The sequence below is a fragment of the Bartonella sp. OD88NMGDW genome (assembly GCF_042193775.1).
GTDB lineage: Bacteria > Pseudomonadota > Alphaproteobacteria > Rhizobiales > Rhizobiaceae > Bartonella > Bartonella grahamii.
The window spans coordinates 122,787-144,716 of the sequence record NZ_JBHIMA010000001.1 but is presented as its reverse complement, the minus strand read 5'-3'; the positions used below and the strand labels follow the sequence as shown (position 1 = coordinate 144,716).

Sequence of the window (21,930 nt, the reverse complement as noted above, 5' to 3'; positions counted from 1 at the left end):
TAGAAAAAACTCTAAGCGTGTCCCATTTCAGAAGCAAGATAAGTTGGATCGATACCCATGCGTGTTAAACTTTTATCATACTTGCAGCTTAAATCACTTTCAAAAAGAAAACTAGGTGATGTAGAACTGATTAGCCAACCATTTGTAGAAATTTCTGCCTCAAGTTGCCCCGCTTTCCATCCAGCATAACCTAACGCTACCAGTGCATGTTGCGGACCTTGTTCGCAACTGATCGCTTTTAATATATCAATAGTCGCAGTAAAACAGACCTTATCTGCAATAAAAACAGTTTCTTCACAAGCATAATCATCTGAATGAAGGACAAAACCACGCGAAGGATCAACAGGACCACCATAGCGAACTGGAAACTGTTTTATTGGTTCAGAAAGACTTTTTTTTTGGCCCCTGTCTATGACTCCCAAGTGAAGCAAAAGATCTGGAAAATCAATATGATGCAATTGATTGAGAATAATGCCCATCGCACCAGCATCAGAATGCGCGCAAATGTAAATAACAGAACGAATAAAGCGTTTGTCATTCATCCCAGGCATTGCTATGAGTAATTGTCCACCTAAAAAGCCATTACACCGCTTCATTAATTTGTTATTCTCCATAATTTACATGGTAAAAGTTTGTTCATTTAGTACACTAGGAAAATAAAAATCCAATGAAAAAAAGTCATGTATTTACAAATTTACAAAATATCGCAACTTTCTTTTATAAAAATCTTTTAGTTACTTTAAGCTTAACATTCATAGTTTTAGAATTACTTAACATTCCTGTAAATGCTCAAAAAGAACAAAAACTCCAGCTTTTCGCAACATCTTGGTATGAATCAGATGGTGGTCGTATCCGATTAGCAATCACCGAACCTTCTCTTTCTGGAATAAGAGAAGGCATTATTGAGATTGTGCTTAAACCAGGATGGAAAACTTACTGGCGTAATCCAGGTAATTCTGGCATGGCACCGTTTTTTAATTTCAACCAACAGGTTTCTTATGAAATCTTTTATCCTACCCCACAGCTTTTTGAAACAGAAAATGATTGGTCATTAGGCTATAAAGATAAAGTAATATTGCCCTTCAATCTTTCTGGTTCAAGCAAAAATTTAAGTGGTGCTTTCACTCTTGGATTATGTAATAAAATCTGTCTTCCATTTACTGTTAACTTTGATTTTTCGCCATCTGCTCTTAAAAATAAACATCTTCCTGCTTCCTTCTTAAAAAATGCCCAAGATTCTTTGCCCCGCATGATGCAGAATGCACTAAAAATAAGTGCCGAAAAAAATAACAGTACCCTTCTTATAAAAATACAAAATAACAACAAGACCACTCCTTCCTCTCTCTTTTTAGATGGAGGAGAAATGCAAATTGGAGCAGCAAAAAAAGTCAGTGATAACGCAGAATATACACTCTTCAGTGCTCCACTCTATTTCGCACCAGAAGAAATAAACCAAAAAATTTTTTATACAGTTTCTTTTAAAGATTACGCCTTAAGTGGAACATTCATATTCCATACGCAGCCAACCCCTCTTGCGACTCCGCGATAAAAGAAAAAACTCTCAAACAGTAATTATACTGGAAAACATCCATTTTCGCGATATTGAGAAATTGCTTTGCGAGCAAGGGCATCTGCGCGTTCATTTTCTGGATGTCCCGCATGTCCTTTTACCCAGTGCCATCTGACTGTATGACAAGAACAAGCATCCTCAAGAGCTTGCCATAGCTCCATATTTTTAACAGGATTTTTTGATGCAGTGCGCCAATTATTCTTTTTCCAATCTTCAATCCACTTAGATATACCGTTACGCACATAAACTGAGTCTGTATAAAGGTCGACCAAACAGGGCTCTTTAAGTGCCTTTAATGCACAAATTGCCGCCATGAGTTCCATTTGATTGTTTGTCGTATGGACCTTACCGCCATAAAGCTCACGTTCATGACCATTCCAGCGTAAAATTGCTCCCCATCCTCCAATTCCAGGATTCCCTGAGCAAGCACCATCTGTATAAATTTCAACGACTTTTTGTTGAGTTGCCATAAAATTTAAAAACCTAATTCACTTAGCGAATTTACATTACTGAAAAAACAAAGCTTGTGCCAATACTCCCATGGATCTTTCTTAATAACAAAGCTATTAGGCGGTGTATTAAACCAATCATAAAGACGTGTGAGTAAGAAACGTAAAGACGCACCACGAGCTAACAAAACAATCTTGTCCAATTCTAAAGGGATCAATGGTCTTATTTTTTGATAATTTTCCAATAACTTACGTGCTTTGGCCAGATTATAAGAATGATCAAGCTCAAAGCACCAAGCATTTAAACAGATCGCTAAATCATAAGCAAAAAAGTCATTACAAGCAAAATAGAAATCTATTATCCCAGAAAGACGATGATTCACAAAAAAGACGTTATCATTAAATAAATCTGCATGAATAATGCCTATTGGTAAATTGAGCGGCCAATTTTCCTGTAAAAAAGCTAATTCTAACTCAATTTTTTGCCCAAATTCTTTTAATAATGCATCTTCTTTTGTTTGACAACGTTGCCACAATACCTGCCAATCCATAACAGAAAGAGTATTTTTACGACTAAGTGTAAAATCCTGTCCTGCTAAATGTAATTGTGCGAGCCCCATCCCCACTTCGCCACAATGATCTATAGTGGGCTGGCGGACCCACTCTCCTTCCAGAAAAGTAATAATAGCAGCAGGGCGTCCTGCTAATTCACAGATCATCATTCCATCATTTTGAATAACAGGTTGAGGGCAAGGCATTCCACGCTGTCCTAAATGCTGCATCAAGCGACAAAAAAAAGGTAAATCATCTTTTGAAATACGCTTTTCATAAAGTGTTAAAATAAATCGCCCTTGTGTTGTCTCTAACAGAAAATTAGAATTTTCAATCCCCTCCTCTATACCTTGATAAGACAAAAGTGACCCTATTGCATAACGTGTTAAAAACACTTTTAAATCATTTGAATGAATATCTGTATAAACGGCCATTATTCTGCTTTCGTTGTAGACATGTCTGTATTCTGATTTTCATTTTTTGCATTATTTGCTTGACCATTGACGAAAGCCATATCTTGCGACGTTAAAATGACGTCACGTAATTCGCGACTCACTAAAAATTTTTCCGTTTCTACTGCTGTTTCAGCTAATTCTATTGTGACATTATAACGCTCACGAAACGCTGAAATAATTTCATCAATAATAATTTCAGGAGCCGAAGCCCCTGCTGAAAGACTGACAATAGAAAGAGCTTTTAGGTTTTCAAAATTAATTTCATCAGCGCGCTGAACTAAAATAGCTTGCCGCGCACCAGACTTTTCGGCAACCTCTACTAAACGTCGTGAATTAGAAGAATTTGGCGCTCCAACAATCAAAAACAAATCACTCCCCTTTGCTGCTGCCTTAACCGCATCTTGTCGATTCGTTGTAGCATAGCAAATTGACTCAGCCGCTGGGGCTGCTAATGTAGGGAAACGTTGTTGTAATATATCGAGAATTCCTGCCGTATCTTCAACAGAAAGCGTTGTTTGTGTAACAAATCCTAATTTATCTGGATCATTGGGGAGATAATGCAAAGCATCTTCTATCGTTTCAATAAGCGTCACAGCCCCTTCTTCAAGCTGTCCCATTGTCCCTATCACCTCAGGATGACCAGCATGACCAATCAATATAACATGACGACCATGACGTTGATGTCGTATCGCTTGTTTATGAACTTTCGAGACCAACGGACATGTTGCATCGAGATAAAACAAATTATAGCATCGTGCTTCTTCTGAAACAGATTTTGGTACACCATGAGCAGAAAAAACAACCGGTTGATTGCGATGTTCTTCTGGAATCTCATCAAGTTCTTCAACAAAAATAGCTCCCCGTTGCTGTAATCCCTCAACCACGTAGCGGTTGTGTACAATTTCATGACGAACATATACTGGAACACCATATTTTTTTAATGCAAGGAGAACAATCTGGATAGCACGATCAACCCCTGCACAAAATCCACGTGGACCACAAAGACGTATCGTTAAAGGGGGAAGTCCAGACATAAATCATCCTTAATCTCTATAGTTTTAGCTATATATTCAAACAACTTATCATTATACACGAATAAGCAATGTAAAAAAACTGGCAATAGCATCTTTTGCATAAGAACACACTCTATCGTGTTTTCTTACGAGATTTTCTTGCAGCAAAGCTCTTTTTAAATTTGCTTTTTCATTTTATTTGCCTAAAGAGCGATAAAATACCAAACAAGAGATTCAATCAAAAGAACTCCAAAGATAGCTGCCAAATAAAGTAACGAAAAGAAAAACAGTTTTTTTGCCATCAAAATAGTTTCATTATGTGTATCAGCTTTCCACAAACGATAGGCAAAATAAACAAAGATAATGCTTAAAATTGTTGAAAAAATACCATAAAAAATTCCGCCAAGACCAGTAAAGCAAGGAGCAGCAGCGCACAATGCCATCAAAATAGTATAAAATAAAATCTGCTTTTTTGTTGAATGTTCACCTCGAACATTAGGCATCATAGGAATACCTGCAGCCTCATAATCAAGGGATGAAAATAAAGAAAGAGCCCAAAAATGAGGGGGGGTCCACATAAAAATGATTAAAAATAATAAAAAGCTATCAATACTCACTGTCCCTGTTGTCACGGACCATCCAATCATTGGTGGGAAAGCCCCAGAAGCACCACCAATAACAATATTTTGTGGTGTGATACGTTTTAACCAAATTGTATAAATAACGACATAAAAGAAAATCGTAAACGCAAGAAAAAATGCTGCAAACCAATTAATGAAGCTCCCCATAACCAATACCGAAAGCATAGAAAGAACTATGCCAAAAATAAATGCTTTTCGGGAACTGATTTTACCCATAGGAATAGGACGCTTTTTGGTCCGTTCCATCACGGCATCAATGTCAGCATCATACCACATATTCAGTGCTCCCGCACCGCCACCACCGATGGCAATACATAAAATCGCTAAAAAACCATACAACGGATTGATAGAAACTGGCGATACAAGCAAACCAACTAGAGCCGTAAAGACCACAAGAGACATAACACGTGGCTTTAATAGTGTGATATAATCACTAATACCGGATTTTGGTGGCGTTGATTTACTATTCACGACCGATAACTCTCCTGAAACTGACATTCCGCTCAAAGCCCTTTTCCATTTCTGTCATTCACAAACCAATATTATCTAGCGTATGGAAATGATCAATTAAGACCAATCGTATTTTTGAGAAAATATGAAATACCTCGTTCGCACGTATCCCCTAAAAATAGATGGAATATTGGCAACAAAAATACATTTTTTCAATCAACATTCTCTCCTACATTACAAATGTATCATAAAAATATATCCTATGGATTAATATATTTGGGTAAATACTGATTTTGTGTTATAGTTTTTATGTGGGGAATTCATTTTTTTATGTAAATCTATGTATGGTTGTATGTGTGTTGAGTCGGGTAGGATTTTCTGTGATACTTTATAAATTACTCAAAAAAACTTTTTTTATTGGTGCTGTTCTTTACACACTTTATAGTAGTTTTATCAATCATGCATTTGCACAAACACCTTATGCGCAAAATGTCCCTGCTCCACAAACCTATGGTGCATGGACAAAAGTTTGTGCTCTACCGCCAGGTACACCTAACATGCAGTGTGAAGTTGTACAAAACGTTCATACACAAGGTCGTCATGATATTACTTTGCGTGTTACATTTTATAAACTTCCTCAAAAGCAAGGTGCTTTGATGCGTGTTTTTGTTCCGATTCGCGTTGAATTACGTCCTGGCGTTGGAATTAAAATTGACGATAAAAATATGGGCAGAATGGAATATCGTCGTTGTCTTGGTGATAATTGTGTTGCTGAAGCCTTTCTTAAAGAAGACATATTGCAGCTCTTTTTAAAAGGAAAAATGGCAACCTATTTTATCTTTACAACTCCTGAACAAGGGATTGGAGGTTTTGTTGACCTTCATGGTCTTGCCGACGCCTATGCAACCTTACCTACATGAATGAAATCGATACACTTTAGACGATTAAAATCTCATCGTATATTTTGAAAGCTTCTTAAATTAGATTAATAAAAATCTTCTAAGTTCCCATAAAAATAGGATAATTCTTATGAAATCGCTGATAGATCATTTTGATATTACTTCCTCTAAAGTGCAATCACTTGTACAAGAAACGCTTCATCATGCTGATGATGGTGAGCTTTACCTTGAGTATACAGAAAGCGAAGCTCTTTTATTTGATAATGGACAGCTTAAAAACGGCTCTTTCCATCAAGATATGGGGTTTGGGCTGCGTGTCGTTGCTGGAGAAGCTACCGGATATGCATATTCTAGTGAATTATCAGCTGCTGCACTCAAACGTGCTAGTGAAGCAGCTAAAGCTATTACCTATAATAATCATGCGGGAACTTATAGCATAGCACCTCAACAAACAAACAAAAAACTTTATCAACCGCATAATCCCCTTGATGCTCCATCATTTGAGGAAAAAAGTGCTCTTTTGCAAAAAATTGATGCCTATTTACGTGCTAAAAATGATAAATTGCATCAAGTGACTGCTTCTCTTTCCGGCTCGCTACAACATGTTGAAATTTTACGTGCAGATGGTTATTTGGTTCGTGATATTCGTCCCCTTGTGCGACTTTCTATATCTGTGGTCGCAGCTGAAGGCAATCGACGTGAAAATGGTTTTTATGGATGTGGAGGGCGACAAGCATTTGACCAATTTATTCATGAAGACAATTGGAAAAAAGCTGCGGATGAAGCCTTACGTATGGCTTTAACAAATTTAGAAGCAGAAGCAGCACCTGCAGGATCTTTTGATGTTGTCTTAGCCAATGGATGGCCTGGCGTTATGCTCCATGAAGCCGTAGGTCATGGTTTAGAAGGTGACTTTAACCGTAAAAAAACATCCGCTTTTGCTGGACTTTTAGGACAACAAGTTGCGGCAAAAGGTGTTACAGTTGTTGATGATGGAACAATTCCACAATGCCGTGGCTCTCTCACTGTCGATGATGAGGGGACCCCTTCAGGATATAACGTTCTCATTGAAGATGGAAAGCTCGTTGGTTTTATGCAAGACAGGCTTAATGCACGGCTTATGGGAGGTAAATCAACTGGAAATGGACGGCGTGAATCTTATGCTTATGCACCAATGCCACGAATGACCAATACAATCATGCTAGGAGGAGATAAAACACCTGAAGAAATCCTTTCTTCACTCAAACATGGTATCTATGCTGTTTCATTTGGTGGAGGACAAGTTGATATTACTTCTGGAAAATTCGTCTTTGAATGTACTGAAGCATACCGAGTAGAAAATGGTAAAATTGTAGCACCAATCAGAGGCGCAACTCTTATTGGAAATGGACCGGATGCTATGAAACGTATTACAATGATTGGTAATGATAGTAAACTTGATAATGGTATCGGTATGTGTGGAAAAGCTGGCCAAAATGTCCCTGTTGGTGTTGGTCAACCTCATCTTCGAATCAATAATATGACAATCGGTGGAACTGCGCTTATAAAAGAATAAGCTTTCTCATTCCTTCCCAATATTGCCTCCTTATCATCTATCACGACCATTTTGTGAGGAGGTTACAATACATTGATTTATAAAGATAATCTATCGTTGTTCATATTAAATTAGAACCTTGAATACCATAAGATTCTCTCATTTCAAATCTGTTCCATATTGAATCAATCAAAATCATTCGTTTGTACGTTACAGATGGGGAGAGTCATATGAATAAAACCTGTACAAGAAAGGACCAAAGATTCCTCTTATGGACCGTCTCAAGTAACAAGAGTTATAGCCACATTGGAAGATGACAAATATAACACTGGCACCGGCTTGTTCAGACACATCTTCTTCTTAATACATTAGTCTTTTGTGTGGGATAATTTGCCTTTTATATTTCATAATAAAAAGTTCAAAATAAAAAACACTTTCTACATTCAGTGCTCTTAATTCAACGAGAAAAAGGTTATTATTATAGATAATTTTTGGAGAGATTTTATAATAATACTCAAGTAAACTTTAAAAAAAATCTTCATGGCATTAAAAAATTTTTAAGCTAAAGCTTCCAACCTTTCTTTTTTTTCTTTTTGCTCAAAACAGCAACAATTTCGACATGTGGTGACCATAAAAATTGATCAATCGGTATGATTTTTTCTACTGTATACCCCCCTGCAACAAGAAGAGATAAATCACGAGCAAATGTAGTAGGATTACAGGAAATTGCCACAACACGTGATACTGTCGTCTTAGCTAATTCACGTACTTGTTGCTCTGCACCAGCACGGGGAGGATCAAAAACAACACTCTCAAAACACTCAAGTTCCTTTACAGAAAGGGGATGTCGGAAAAGATCACGTTTTTCACAAGTGACCGTTTTTAAACCAGTCGCAAAACGTGCTGCTGTATTTAGATTTCTTAATGCATCTTCATTATTTTCTACTGCATGAACATTCATCTTTTTTGCCATACGCAAAGTAAATGTTCCTATCCCTGAAAACAAATCAACAGCATTCTTTGCTTTTTTTAAATGAGTCAAAATAATATTGCCCATTATATTTTCAGCTTCGCAGGTTGCTTGAAGAAAACCACCAGAAGGAAATTCAACACGGACATCTCCAAAGTAAATCTCTGGTTTTTCTCGTTCAACCAAAACTTCACCATCAACAGATAAACGTATAATCCCATATGAAAGAGCAGCACTGATCATTTTCTGACGAAGTGATTCATGGTGTACAATGCAACCGCTTAAAGCAACATCTAAACCATTTTCAACACGTGTTATTGTAACATGAAACCGTTTGGCAGAGCTGCTTAGAAAAGCACAGAGCTCTCTGATATTATGCAACTGAGAAATAAGCTCTGGACAGCTTACTGGACATTCCTCAAGAGCTACAATCTCATGAGAGAGATAACGGTTAAAACCAACTTTTTGCCCCTGTGGGGTCATAGATGCTGTTAGAGTAATCCGCCGTCGGCTATAAGGTTTACATTCTATTAAAGGCGCAACAACATTATTAAGTCCATACTTTTTAAGCGCATCAACAACCAATTGTTGTTTCCATACGCGATAAGCATCCATATGCCAATGCTGAAGAGTACACCCTCCACATTCTCCAAAATGCTGACAAAGAGTATCAATGCGTTCTAATGATTTTTCTTTTAATGCTATACATGTTGCATATTTTCCATGAACAGTAATTTCAGCACACTCTCCTGGTAAAGTAAAAGGAACATAAACGAAGCCGCGAGACGTCCTAGAAGTACCATACCCATTTGCTCCGATATGGTCGATTATGACATTGTCACTCACTCTTGTTTTTCTCCGAATAGTAAATATTCCACGTTGCCATCACCACCTGTAATAGGGGAAGGAATTAAACCTCTTGCGCTCCACCCTGTTTGTGTATTTAACCAAACAAAAAGCGCCTCAGCAGTTTCTTTAGCTATTGATGGATTTAATATTCCCCTCTTACTAAAGTGTTTACGACCAACCTCAAACTGAGGCTTTACCAGTAAAACAGCTTGAGCGCCCTTCTTGGCTAAAGACAAAACGGGAGGCAATGCAAGTTTGAGAGAAATAAAGCTAACATCTGAAACGATAAGATCAATTTCTCGCCCACCTAAATGGTTATGTTGAAAATCTCTAACATTCAAGCCTTCTAATAACGTTATAGCACTGTTGCCCAATAAACGTTTATCAAATTGATGATGCCCAACATCAACGGCAATTACATGAGCCGATCCACGTTCTAAGAGAACTTGTGTAAAACCACCTGTTGATGCACCAACATCAATGGCCGTCACTTTATCTGTTATAATCGGAAATGCATCAAGTGCAGCAATCAATTTTAACGCTGCCCGAGAAACATAATTCTGCGCTGGATCACAAACAGCAATCTCTGCATCACCAAAAACAATTTGCCCAGCTTTAAAAACGATTTCGCCGTTAACTTTAACAGTTTGACGCATGACAGCATCACGTGCGCGTGAACGTGTCGTAAAAAAGTTTTTTTCAACTAAGAGAATATCGAGCCTTTTTCTGGCAGCCATATCATACTCGAATTTTTTATCCTGTTCGAATCTCGCGGCCTAAAGCAGCAAAAACCGTGTTGACAATACCCATAGCATCAAGCCCGATAGTTGAGAGAACTTTTTCTGGTGCACCATGATTCAAATACTCATCAGGAAGTTTTAGTGTACGAACTTTCAAACCATGCTCTAAGAGCCCTTCTTGCGCTAAAAATTGTAATATGTGCGCTCCAAAACCACCGATTGCCCCTTCTTCAATTGTCACCAATACTTCATGCTCACGTGCCAAACGACACATCAAATCCTTATCTAAAGGTTTCGCAAACCGTGCATCTGCAACCGTTGTAGATAATCCTTCAGCCTCTAACGCATCAGCAGCTTGCAACACTTCTGACATCCGCGTTCCAAAACAAACCAAAGCGATCCTATTTCCTTCACGCAGAACACGCCCCTTTCCAATTTCTAATAACTCACCACGTTGCGGTAAATCTATACCAATACCCTCACCACGTGGATAACGAAAAGAAATTGGTCCCTGATCATAAGCTGCAGCTGTACGCACCATATGCATCAGTTCAAGCTCATCAGAAGGTGCCATAACAACAAACCCAGGAAGAGTGGACAAAAAAACAATATCAAAACTTCCAGCATGTGTTGCACCATCTGCCCCCACAAAACCTGCGCGGTCAATAGCAAAACGTACCGGTAATTTTTGAATTGATACATCATGAATAATTTGATCATAAGCACGCTGTAAAAAAGTAGAATAAATTGCAACAAAAGGCTTGTACCCTTCACAAGCAAGTCCTGCCGCAAAAGTTACGGCATGTTGCTCAGCGATACCAACATCAAACATTTTTTCAGGAAATTTTTTCGCAAAAGAATCAAGACCTGTCCCTGTTGGCATCGCTGCTGTTATGCCAACAATCTTATCATCATGGCGAGCTTCTTCTATTAAAGCTTTAGAAAATACCTTGGTATAGGGTAGAATATTACTTGATGCTTTAACCTGTTTTCCTGTCGTGACATCAAAACGATTAACACCATGATATTTATCAGGTGATGCTTCTGCAGGTGGATATCCCTTTCCCTTATGTGTGACAACATGCACCAAAACAGGACCACTAGGATATTCACGAACATTTTTTAAAACAGGCAATAAATGCCCCAAATTGTGCCCATCTATGGGTCCAAGGTAATAAAAGCCAAGCTCATCAAATAAAGTTCCCCCAACCAAAAGTCCACGCGCAAATTCCTCTGAACGACGCGCCTTATCCAAAAAAAACTTTGGCAATTTTTCGCTCAACATCTTTACGCGTTCACGCAAATGACGATAAGAAGGACGAGATACTAATCGTGCAAGATGTGCACTCATAGCACCTGTAGGTGGTGCGATAGACATATCGTTATCATTAAGAACAACAATCAAGCGTGCATCCAAAGCGCCAGCATTATTCATTGCTTCATAAGCCATGCCCGCAGACATTGCACCATCACCGATGACAGCTATGATATTGCGTCTTGTCTCTGCTTTCAAAGCACTTGCCACCGCCATGCCAAGCCCCGCTGAAATAGAAGTAGACGAATGACCCGCTCCAAATGAATCATACACACTTTCTGAACGTTTTGTAAAACCTGATAATCCGCCCTCTTGACGTAATGTGCGAATTTTTTCTCTACGCCCCGTTAAAATCTTGTGTGGATAGGTTTGATGACCAACATCCCAAATAATCCTATCCTCTGGTGTATTAAAAATATAATGTAATGCAACAGTGAGCTCAACAACACCAAGTCCTGCCCCAAGATGACCACCTGTTACAGAAACCGCATCAATTGTTGCGGTCCGCAACTCATCAGCCAACTGTACCAAATCAGACTCAGGCAATGCCCGCAAATCTTGCGGAAAACAAATACGGTCAAGCAATGGTGTTAAAACCTGAGACAAAAAAACCTTCCTATTATCTTAACTCAAGAAAACGCAACGATAAAAATGTATCTTCTCTACTCTTATTTATAGTTTTGCATCTTTTTTACTCAAAAATGTTCTTTTCTATTTGAGATGAGCTATAACTTCCTCATTTTTAACTTATTTTATAAAAAAGAAATCAATCGATTTAATTTTCTATAAAAAAGGTTATTATATCTCCTCGTTTCACAATAAATATCCAAAATATTTAATATTATTTAGCATCAAGTGGTTCTACTCCTTCTGGAGAACCTTCTTCTGAAAGTTGTATTTTTTCAATTTTAGCTTCAGCAACTCTTAAGAGTTTTTCACAATGCTTTTTAAGCGCTTCACCGCGTTCATAAATATCAATGGATTGTTCCAAAGGCACATCGCCACGTTCCAAATTTTCGACAATAACTTCAAGTTGCTGAAGCGCTTGCTCAAAGCTTAAAGTCGTAATATCCCCCTCTTGTATCTCTTTTTTCATATGAACCTCAAAAAATATCTGTTCTGGATATACGAATTCCAAAACCTTCTAAACCTACATAATGATGTTCTTTAGCTGCATAAACAATAACAGAGCCTATTCCTAGATATTTTAAAATTTGTGATCCTAAACCAATTTTGCGCCATTCTTCTTCGCGTTCAATCGCCTGCACATGGTTTTCTGAACTGTCTCTTGCCATATTTTGAATATCAATAGTTGATTGCATAACAGAGCCTTTACGCAAATAAATAAATACGCCACGTTTTTCTTTTTCCATCATACGCCGCATCATCACCATAATATCTGAAGCTTGACAAAAAACGTCATTTATAATGTTTTCATGATGTAAATACACAGGAATATCACCACCCTCACGGACATCACCAAAAACAATTGCAATATGCTGAACGGCTTCCCAAGGGAGTTGATAACTATGAACAATAGCGGGACCTACAGATGTTTCAATAGGCATTTCTCCAACATGCTTGATCAATATTTCCTTACGTTGGCGGTAAGCAATTAAATCTGCAACCGTTATCATATGCAACCGGTGTTCTTGCGCAAATTGCATGATCTGATCGCCATGTTTAACGCTGCCATCATCATTGACCAACTCACCAATAACACCAACTGGTGGCAAACCAGCTAATTTACATAAATCAACAGCGGCCTCCGTGTGACCTGAACGCATGAGCACCCCCCCTTCATGCGCAATCAAAGGAAAAATATGTCCTGGACGGACAAAATCGTGAGCACCAGCATTTGGATTAGAAAGATTACGAACTGCCAATGTGCGGTCATGTGCGGAAATACCCGTCGTTATCCCATGTTTAAAATCCACAGTAACAGTAAATTGCGTCCCATGTGCAGATTTATTATCTGGTACCATAGGAGCAAGATTAAACCGTTGTGCTTCTTTTTTTGGCATAGGTGTACACACAATACCTGTTGTGTGACGAAGAATAAACGCCATCTTTTCTTCTGTACAATGCACTGCAGCAAGAGTTAAATCACCCTCATTTTCACGGTCATCATCATCTGTCACCACAACAATTTCACCGCGTTCAAAAGCTTTAAGTGCAGAAACAATTTTTTTTTCATCATACGCCATTGTTCACCTTCTCAATCACCCAATTTGACCGCGATGTCTTAGATAATGGTCAGCAATAGCACAAGCAACCATCGCTTCACCAACAGGAACGGCACGAATCCCAACACATGGATCATGACGTCCCTTCGTTATAACATCTATATCATGACCATCAACATCAATGGAGCGACGAGGCGTTAAAATTGATGAAGTAGGCTTTACAGCAAAACGTGCAACAATTGGCTGTCCACTCGATATTCCCCCTAAAATACCACCAGCATGATTGGATAAAAAAAGCGGTTTTCCATCATTTCCCATTCGCATTTCATCGGCATTTTCTTCTCCCCTCAAGCGGGCTGCCGCAAAACCATCACCAATTTCCACTCCTTTTACCGCATTAATCGACATAAGTAATGATGTAATATCTTGATCAAGCTTTGCGTAAATAGGGGCTCCTAAACCTGCCGGAACATTTTCTGCAACGATCTCAACAACCGCACCAACAGATGTCCCCTCTTTACGGAGTTTACTGATATAATCACTAAAAATGGGAACCATCTCTGCATCAGCTGTAAAAAAAGGATTATTATCAACCTCTGACCAATCCCAACGATCACGATTAATATTATGAGGACCAATTGCTATCACTGCTCCTCGTACAATCAAACCAGGAACGATTTTACGAGCAAATGCACCCGCTGCAACACGTGCGGCCGTCTCCCGTGCTGAAGCACGTCCCCCACCTCGAAAATCACGAATGCCATATTTAATATCATAAGTATAATCCGCATGTCCTGGACGATACTGATGGGCAATCGAGCTATAATCCTTCGAACGCTGATCTGTGTTTCGAATCAACAGAGAAATTGGTGTACCTGTTGTCACCAATGTCGTCCCATCGTCTTGAACAACAACTCCTGAAAGGATCTCTACTTCATCTGGTTCTCGGCGCTGTGTTGTATACTTTGATTGTCCTGGTTTGCGTTTATCAAGATAAGCTTGAACTTCTGCAAGAGTAAAAATAATTCCAGGTGGACAACCATCAATGACACAACCAAGAGCAGCACCGTGACTTTCACCCCATGTTGTTACACGAAACAAATGACCAAATGTATTATGCGACATGAAAAAAGATCCGTTTCTCTGTCAAATATTACAACGACAACGTATGTTGTGTGCCATACACAAGGTAGCTCTTTGCTCCCAAATACTCTTAGCCACTTTAAATTTGGTCAAATTACTGCTGTCCAATAAAATCCTATAAACCAAACTTTATTCTTTAACGACAGAAATGTCTGGTGCATCAACTGCTTTCATACCTATGATATTATAACCCGAATCGACATGATGGACTTCACCGGTAACAGAACGAGACAAATCTGAAAGAAAATAAAGCGCAGAATCACCAACCTCTTCAATTGTTACCGTACGACGTAATGGAGCATTATATTCATTCCATTTTAAAATATAACGAAAATCACCAATACCTGAAGCCGCTAACGTTTTAATTGGTCCAGCAGATATAGCATTAACACGAATATTTTGAGGACCTAAATCTACCGCTAAATATTTCACGCTCGCTTCAAGAGCTGCTTTGGCAACCCCCATTACATTATAATTGGGAACAACCTTTTCTGCACCATAATAGGTCAGTGTCAAGATTGAACCACCATCTGACATCAATTTCTCTGCACGCTTCGTTAGAGCTGTTAGGGAATAAACCGAAATATTCATGGTCATCATAAAATTTGATTCGCTGATATCAATATAACGACCACTTAACTCATCTTTATCAGAAAAACCAATAGCATGAACTAAAAAATCGAGCTTTCCCCATTTCTTCTCTATTTCTCTAAAGACCGTATCAATAGAGACACTGTCAGAAACATCACAATGTCCACAAACAAATCCCTTTAATTCTTCAGCCAAAGGCTCAACACGCTTTTTCATTGCTTCACCCTGATAGGTAAAAGCAAGCTCTGCCCCTGCGCTACTTGCCGCTTTAGCGATTCCCCAAGCGATGGAGCGATTATTGGCCAACCCCAAAATTAAACCACGCTTACCGTACAATAAACCATTACCCTTAGCCATCAGCACTGCCCCATTGTTACTTAAAATTAATATTATTCATCTGCCTATGACACAGGTCAACTTTTTCTTCAAGTAATTGGTTTAAAATCAAACAAAAACTACGCTTTTATATATAAAAAATTTTAAAATTAATCTTGTTGCATTTGCAAAAACTGTTCTAGCGCGGCATTTTTACCTTCTGGCAACATAATGCGAACATGCACATAAAGATCATCTCTTGTACCATTTTTTAAACGAAGCCCTTTCCCTTTCAACCGTAAAACGCGATCAGAACTTGACCAAGCAGGAATCGTTAAAACCACACGTCCCTCCAATGTCTCAACTTCTTCTTTTGCTCCCAAAACAGCATGTTTAAGAGAAACTGGTAAATCAAGATGGAGTGCTCTTCCTTCAACCCGAAAACGAGGATGTTTTTGAATCTGAATGGTTATCAACGCATCTCCTGCTTGCCCAAGAGGTACCTCTTCTCCCTGACCTTTTAATCGAATAGTCTGTCCGTCTTCAATATAATCTGGAAGTTTAATTTTTAACTTTTTTCCATTTGGAAAAACAGCTTCCACCTTTTCTGCGCCAACCATCTGCTCTAATGTTATAGCAAGATTAGCACGAACATGTGCTCCTTGTTGGGGACGGTTATAGTGTGTGGAATTCGAAAAGCTACCACCTCCTCCAAACAGATCCCGAAAAATATCACTCGCATCAAAACCTGCACCACCTGAAGAGGAAAAATCAAATCCCTTTGCTCTTCCTGAAAAGGGATTTTGTTTATTGCTAAAATTTTCACCAGTACCATAGGCTTGATAAAGCGGTTTTCCTTCCATATCAATTTCACCGCGGTCAAATTGTGCCTTTTTATCCTTATCACCTATAATTTCATAAGCTTGATTAATTTCAGCAAATTTTTCTTTAGCCTTTGTATCATCTTTATTATGGTCTGGATGATACTTCTTTGCTAATCTTCTAAATGCCGATTTAATCTCTTGTGATTTTGCGGTACGTGCCACACCCAGAATCGTGTAGGGATCACGCATATTGCCCTCTTTTCAATTTTTTCGGTTTCAAAATATCAACTGATCCGTTGTTCAATATCCCTTATATCTTCATCAGTCTATTCTAGAGAATAATTTCTTCTTTCCTCTTTATATGTCTATCAATAAACTAAAATACCAGATAAAATGAGACATTTATTTAATATAGCTCATTGTAGTCTATGCTAAAGTAAAAATAATTAAACTACCATAGAAATACACAATAGCATTGGCTTTTTGAAAATAAGAAAAAATAGTACTGTAACTTTTTGATGATAAAGTAAATGAGAAAATGTCTTACCCATGCTCACTGATATTTGGAGAAACTATGAGCAACAAAATACCAACAGATGATCATTTTATGAAAATGCAAAAACCTTTTGAACTTTTCGCAAAGTGGCTTGAAGAAGCAACGATAAGTGAAATAAATGATCCAAATGCTATGGCATTAGCAACAGTTGACGAAACAGGACTCCCTAATGTTCGTATGGTTCTCCTCAAAGACTACAGTCCCCAAGGCTTCGTCTTCTATACCAATTATGAAAGCTGTAAAGGACAAGAAATTTTAAAATCAATGAAAGCATCTTTAGGTTTTCATTGGAAATCGCTCCGTCGTCAGGTCAGAATTAGAGGAATTGTTGAAAAAGTAAGTCAACAGGAAGCCGATGCCTATTTCCAATCGCGACCACGTGGTAGTCGAATTGGTGCATGGGCATCTAAACAATCTCAACCTTTAGACAATCGTTTTGTGCTCGAAAAAGCAATTGCTCAATATACTGCACGTTATGCTCTAGGCAATATTCCACGACCACCTTATTGGTCTGGGTTTCGTGTTAAACCCCTTTCTATAGAGTTCTGGTGCGATCGCCCATTTCGTTTACATGATCGTCTGCTTTTTACACGCGATTGTGTTGAACACAGCGATTGGAAAAGACAAAAACTTTATCCCTAATCCTTCAAACTTCATCGTTATAAAGATTTTTTCTTCCCGACAGTTAAAAAAATATTTTTTATTTGAAAAATTCTAAAATAAGATGATTTAGTTTATTTAAATAGAAGAATTTCATTTTCACTGTAAAAGTTGATTGGTAATATTTTCTACTGTATCGCTTAAAACAGATTAGCAACAAACTTATTTAAAAGAAAATACTGTATTCAGCAGAAACTATGATTTTAGCTAACTTATTTTTAGATCGCAGGATAAAATATCGTCCATATACCCCCAAATACCAAACCAGCAAAAATCACAAAACCAATAAGCGAATTAGATTTGAAAAGCCTGAGGCATTGTGAACTGTCATCTATATCAATGACTTTAATTTGAATAAACATATGGATGCTTGCCGCAAAAATCCCCAAAAAACTAAGAACAGGGACTCCAGCTAAATAAAATGCTAGACTAACGAACACCACAAAACCACCATACAAAAATACTAAAGCACGCTTGGTTCCTTTACCAAAGAGAAGAGCCGTAGAACGGACACCAACAGTAGCATCATCTTCTTTATCTTGATGTGCGTAGATTGTATCGTATCCTATGGTCCACAAGATTGATCCCACATAAAGCAAGATTGGGGCCCAACTTAAACTTCCAAAGACAACAGCCCACCCCATTAATGCCCCCCAATTAAACGCAACGCCTAAAAAAAACTGCGGCCAATATGTTACGCGTTTCATAAAAGGATAAAACGCAACAGCTATCAATGACGAAATACCTAGAAAAAAACTAAACCTATTAAATTGTGATAAAACGACTAAACCAACCAAACATTGCATAAGTATAAAAACTCTGGCTTGAAACCGACTCACATGACCTGTCGGCAATGGACGAGAACGTGTCCTTTCTACCTGAGCATCAATTTTATGGTCAATAAGATCATTCCAAGTACATCCTGCCCCTCGCATAGCAATAGATCCCAGAAAAAAAAGAAAAAGATACCAAACCCAATGAAGAAACATTGATAAAAGAGTATCGTAATGCATGTTATAAGAGAAAAAAGCCATTGTTGTTGACCAAAAACAAGGCCACATCAACAATTGCCATCCGATAGGCCGATCCCAACGCGCCAATTGCGCATAAAACCATAAAGAACAGGGAAGGAAATTGTAGACCCATTGTTTGGAAGATGCGTCCATAACCCGTCCCTGACTCTCACAGGATTGAACATGCGCGATATTTTTATTTTTTTTCATCAAATGATTTACCTTTGGTCTTGCGATAGAGACATTTCATTCTTATGAGAAAGAGATGAGATTAATCATCTTTTATGAGAGGAGCAAGCAATGAATATTCTTCTTATTGGCTCAGGTGGACGAGAACATGCTTTAGCATGGAAAATAGCAGCATCACCACTGCTAACAAAGTTATATTGTGCTCCTGGAAACCCTGCAACAACAGAATTTGGTGAAAATATTAATTTAAACATTGATGACCATCCCCTTGTTATTGATTTTTGTAAAAAACATTCTATTGATCTTGTGATTGTAGGACCAGAAGCACCATTGGTTGCGGGTATAACAGACTCTCTTAATAGCGCTAACATCTGTGTATTTGGTCCTACTCAAAAAGCTGCTCAACTAGAAGGTTCAAAAGCTTTTACAAAAGATTTATGTCGTAAGAATAACATTCCTACAGGAAGTTACCAATGCTTTAATGATGCTTCTAAAGCTAAAGCTTACATTCATCAACAAGGTGTTCCCATTGTTATTAAAGCTGATGGCTTAGCAGCTGGCAAAGGTGTCGTGGTTGCAACAACTATGGAAGAAGCATTTAACGCAGTCGATGCCTGCTTCAAAAGTGCATTTGGAGATGCAGGAAACAAAATTGTTGTAGAATCTTTTCTTGAAGGTGAAGAAGCAAGCTTCTTCTGCCTTTGTGATGGTAAAATTGCTCTTCCTTTTGGATCTGCCCAAGATCATAAACGTGTAGGTGATGGGGATATTGGAGCAAACACCGGTGGTATGGGTGCTTATTCACCAGCGCCCATCATGACCCAAGAAATAGTGAATCGTACCCTCAAAGAAATTGTTGAACCAGCTTTAAAAAGCATGAAAGAAATGGGCGCCCCCTTTAAAGGTATTCTCTTCGTCGGATTAATGATAACGCAAAAAGGACCCGAATTAATTGAATTTAACGTACGATTCGGTGATCCTGAATGTCAAGTTTTAATGATGCGTCTCAAAGATGACATTTTGCCAATTTTTCTTGCTGCAGCTCAAGGAAAACTTGAACATAAGCCTCTTCGGTGGTCTGAAAAAACTGCTCTCACCGTTGTTATGGCTGCCAATGGTTATCCAGACTCTCCCCAAAAAGGTACTGTCATCCGTAACGTTGATAAAGTAAACACTCTTCCCGATGTGAAAGTTTTTCAAGCTGGTACAGTATTGCGTGATGGAGAACTCATTGCAAATGGTGGACGTGTTCTCAATATAACAGCAACAGGAAAAACGATTACGCATGCACAAAAACGTGCTTATGAAGCTGTTGATTGTATTGATTGGCCAGAAGGTTTTGTTCGTCGTGATATCGGATGGAGAGCCATTGCGCGAGAAAACTAAATCCTTTGAATATTCTTTTTTACGATTTGATTATTTTATATAAGAGCATGATACACAAATTTTCTTACTGTTTTACGTTGATCATAATTTTGAAAAAATGAGTGTGCTTTCGTTTGAACAATCAAATATTGTAAATAGGATATCTACTCATGATAAAATAGGAAATTTCTCTGAATATGACACTGTCATATAAACTGATCATTTTACTGTTGTATTTACTTTAAACGCATTTTCTCATCACTTTTATAAATACTTTCTTTATTATAAAATCTTGACGAAAAACATATATACTATCATTTCTTTTATTTATCGCGTTTTTTAATGAAATTCCGCTTTTACGAAAAATAAAATGCCAAAAAAAAGATACTGATGTTATTCACGTACAGATTCTTAAACAATACCCCTCATGCTCGTCACTCCCATTTTACGATACTACCTGCAAATAGTATAAATCCATACTGCCATCTTTCTTGAATAAAGATAAAAACCGATACCATCATTGTATTTTCCAACTCTCAATATTACGATAACCCTTTCTATCTAAATGCTTTTGATTATAAGAGAGAGAGATGAAATAAGAATATTTTGTAATATTTAAAGCTCTCATTCAACATGGAGAAATGATTTATAAAAAAAATCAAAAACACTTCCAGCAATCTTCTGGTGTTTTAACGATGTGGCAAAAACCAAAAATTACACCGCCAAAAAGACGGTTTCTATTGTTATGAAAGTCGTTTTACCTCTCCGAGAAAAGCGTTTAACATAACCGATTCCTGCTGCAAATATATGGTGTCAAAAAATTCTCATTTACAATCATTGACTTCCTCTTTGCCTTAAAGAACCAAAAGTCACACCAAATCCCATCTGGAAACATCTGGATTCTCATTGAGCAGGTTCCTCTTGGTTCCCACTCATATGCTTCACTTACACAAAGACCGACATTTAAGAATATTCGCCATGTCCTCTAAAAATACTTCATGTATGAAGTTTACATGCCTTATATTACCGCCCAAACAACGATGTTTTACGGCACAACAAGATAAATGCTTACGGTAGTACAAAAATGAATGCATATTAATATTACTGGAGTGCAACTCGATTCGCAATCACCAAACGCAAGCCTAACGGATTGCTATAACGAAGTAAGAAACGCTTTTGTTTAGAATGTGCTGTTGTACCAAAAAAACGATGTAAATCAGAACGATCTTTTACAACCAGAATGCGATTATCTTCATTGATCATAAGCATGGGGAGGCCATAAGTATCCGCCCATAATCGCCAATCCAGAAGAACATTATTCAAATCTCTGGAAACCAAAAGCGGTATACAAGCTTCCTCATCAGCATGAAGTAATTCTAATGCAACAGCTCTTTCTCCTGAACGCGTTTTTACGGTACGTGCTGCAATTCCTTGGAAATGATAAGGCGGTATTAAATGCGATAAGCTTGAAGGCATATCCGTTTTAAAAGAAACACCACGCTCATTTAACGAACAAATAACCTGATTACCCGTTTTGGATGAAAAATATGTCGTCGTTTGTGGCAAATGGCACGGATCTAACCGAAATTCAAGCACCGCTTTTGCCTGATTAAAGCATTGATTAGCCATATACATATCCCAATTTATCTTA

The 21,930-nt window shown here is 38.0% G+C and carries 20 protein-coding genes; 5 read left to right on the top strand and 15 right to left on the bottom strand.

The features are described 5' to 3' along the window. Window positions 1–11 precede the first annotated feature (11 nt). On the bottom strand, window positions 12–596 hold the full coding sequence (locus ACFIJR_RS00725; protein WP_375625118.1) for a YqgE/AlgH family protein: 585 nt from the start codon (window positions 594–596) through the stop codon (window positions 12–14). Between the two features lie 71 nt (window positions 597–667). Here ACFIJR_RS00725 and ACFIJR_RS00720 point away from each other — a divergent pair, with 71 nt between their 5' ends. After that, window positions 668–1,549: a protein-disulfide reductase DsbD domain-containing protein gene (locus ACFIJR_RS00720; protein ID WP_375625119.1), complete on the top strand. Its 882-nt coding sequence runs from the start codon at window positions 668–670 to the stop codon at window positions 1,547–1,549. 23 nt (window positions 1,550–1,572) lie between these two features. Here ACFIJR_RS00720 and rnhA read toward each other — a convergent pair whose 3' ends face one another. The 4 genes from rnhA to cyoE form a co-directional block, all read right to left on the bottom strand. After that, window positions 1,573–2,040: a ribonuclease HI gene (gene rnhA / locus ACFIJR_RS00715; protein WP_375653210.1), complete on the bottom strand. Its 468-nt coding sequence runs from the start codon at window positions 2,038–2,040 to the stop codon at window positions 1,573–1,575. A 5-nt stretch (window positions 2,041–2,045) separates the two neighbouring features. Then, window positions 2,046–3,005: a homoserine kinase gene (locus ACFIJR_RS00710; RefSeq protein ID WP_375653207.1), complete on the bottom strand. Its 960-nt coding sequence runs from the start codon at window positions 3,003–3,005 to the stop codon at window positions 2,046–2,048. Further along, the gene (gene ispH / locus ACFIJR_RS00705; RefSeq protein ID WP_375625122.1) at window positions 3,005–4,060 is read right to left on the bottom strand and encodes a 4-hydroxy-3-methylbut-2-enyl diphosphate reductase; all 1,056 of its coding nucleotides are present in this window, start codon (window positions 4,058–4,060) and stop codon (window positions 3,005–3,007) included. The genes ACFIJR_RS00710 and ispH overlap by 1 nt, the downstream gene beginning before the upstream one ends. Before the next feature lie 182 nt (window positions 4,061–4,242). Next, window positions 4,243–5,178 carry a heme o synthase gene (gene cyoE / locus ACFIJR_RS00700; RefSeq protein WP_375625705.1) on the bottom strand — a complete coding sequence of 312 codons (936 nt, stop codon included), beginning with the start codon at window positions 5,176–5,178 and terminating at the stop codon, window positions 4,243–4,245. 296 nt (window positions 5,179–5,474) lie between these two features. On the opposite strand from cyoE, the gene ACFIJR_RS00695 reads away from it, so the two are divergent. Together ACFIJR_RS00695 and tldD are read left to right on the top strand one after the other, a co-directional pair. After that, on the top strand, window positions 5,475–6,050 hold the full coding sequence (locus ACFIJR_RS00695) for an invasion associated locus B family protein (protein ID WP_375625703.1): 576 nt from the start codon (window positions 5,475–5,477) through the stop codon (window positions 6,048–6,050). A gap of 109 nt (window positions 6,051–6,159) precedes the next feature. After that, window positions 6,160–7,584 (top strand): metalloprotease TldD, encoded by a 1,425-nt coding sequence (gene tldD, locus ACFIJR_RS00690; RefSeq protein WP_375625125.1) that lies wholly within the window; start codon window positions 6,160–6,162, stop codon window positions 7,582–7,584. 541 nt (window positions 7,585–8,125) lie between these two features. Here the strand turns inward: tldD and ACFIJR_RS00685 are convergent. From ACFIJR_RS00685 to ACFIJR_RS00650, 8 genes are all read right to left on the bottom strand, one after another. Then, complete coding sequence (locus ACFIJR_RS00685) at window positions 8,126–9,379, bottom strand: class I SAM-dependent RNA methyltransferase (RefSeq protein ID WP_375625700.1); 1,254 nt, start codon at window positions 9,377–9,379, stop codon at window positions 8,126–8,128. Continuing rightward, window positions 9,376–10,119: a TlyA family RNA methyltransferase gene (locus ACFIJR_RS00680; protein WP_375625127.1), complete on the bottom strand. Its 744-nt coding sequence runs from the start codon at window positions 10,117–10,119 to the stop codon at window positions 9,376–9,378. The genes ACFIJR_RS00685 and ACFIJR_RS00680 overlap by 4 nt, the downstream gene beginning before the upstream one ends. A gap of 16 nt (window positions 10,120–10,135) precedes the next feature. After that, window positions 10,136–12,043, bottom strand: a complete 1,908-nt coding sequence (gene dxs, locus ACFIJR_RS00675; RefSeq protein WP_375625698.1) for a 1-deoxy-D-xylulose-5-phosphate synthase — start codon at window positions 12,041–12,043, stop codon at window positions 10,136–10,138. 235 nt (window positions 12,044–12,278) lie between these two features. Next, complete coding sequence (locus ACFIJR_RS00670) at window positions 12,279–12,533, bottom strand: exodeoxyribonuclease VII small subunit (RefSeq protein ID WP_375625129.1); 255 nt, start codon at window positions 12,531–12,533, stop codon at window positions 12,279–12,281. A gap of 7 nt (window positions 12,534–12,540) precedes the next feature. After that, the gene (gene ribB / locus ACFIJR_RS00665; RefSeq protein WP_375625130.1) at window positions 12,541–13,644 is read right to left on the bottom strand and encodes a 3,4-dihydroxy-2-butanone-4-phosphate synthase; all 1,104 of its coding nucleotides are present in this window, start codon (window positions 13,642–13,644) and stop codon (window positions 12,541–12,543) included. A 15-nt stretch (window positions 13,645–13,659) separates the two neighbouring features. Beyond that, a complete protein-coding gene (gene aroC / locus ACFIJR_RS00660; RefSeq protein WP_375651584.1) occupies window positions 13,660–14,748 on the bottom strand; it encodes a chorismate synthase in 1,089 nt (362 codons plus the stop codon). 147 nt (window positions 14,749–14,895) lie between these two features. Continuing rightward, complete coding sequence (gene fabI / locus ACFIJR_RS00655; protein WP_375625132.1) at window positions 14,896–15,714, bottom strand: enoyl-ACP reductase FabI; 819 nt, start codon at window positions 15,712–15,714, stop codon at window positions 14,896–14,898. Window positions 15,715–15,842: 128 nt separating this feature from the next. After that, entirely contained in the window at window positions 15,843–16,745 is a 903-nt protein-coding gene (locus tag ACFIJR_RS00650; RefSeq protein WP_273787903.1) for a J domain-containing protein, read from the bottom strand. A gap of 325 nt (window positions 16,746–17,070) precedes the next feature. Here ACFIJR_RS00650 and pdxH point away from each other — a divergent pair, with 325 nt between their 5' ends. Then, window positions 17,071–17,694, top strand: coding sequence for a pyridoxamine 5'-phosphate oxidase (pdxH, locus tag ACFIJR_RS00645; RefSeq protein ID WP_273787902.1), 624 nt, complete (start codon window positions 17,071–17,073; stop codon window positions 17,692–17,694). Window positions 17,695–17,930: 236 nt separating this feature from the next. Here pdxH and ubiA read toward each other — a convergent pair whose 3' ends face one another. Continuing rightward, window positions 17,931–18,935 carry a 4-hydroxybenzoate octaprenyltransferase gene (gene ubiA, locus ACFIJR_RS00640; RefSeq protein WP_375651585.1) on the bottom strand — a complete coding sequence of 335 codons (1,005 nt, stop codon included), beginning with the start codon at window positions 18,933–18,935 and terminating at the stop codon, window positions 17,931–17,933. Between the two features lie 90 nt (window positions 18,936–19,025). On the opposite strand from ubiA, the gene purD reads away from it, so the two are divergent. Continuing rightward, window positions 19,026–20,300, top strand: a complete 1,275-nt coding sequence (gene purD / locus ACFIJR_RS00635) for a phosphoribosylamine--glycine ligase (RefSeq protein WP_375625135.1) — start codon at window positions 19,026–19,028, stop codon at window positions 20,298–20,300. A gap of 1,080 nt (window positions 20,301–21,380) precedes the next feature. Here the strand turns inward: purD and ACFIJR_RS00630 are convergent. After that, complete coding sequence (locus ACFIJR_RS00630; RefSeq protein ID WP_273787899.1) at window positions 21,381–21,908, bottom strand: DUF6101 family protein; 528 nt, start codon at window positions 21,906–21,908, stop codon at window positions 21,381–21,383. Window positions 21,909–21,930: the final 22 nt, after the last annotated feature.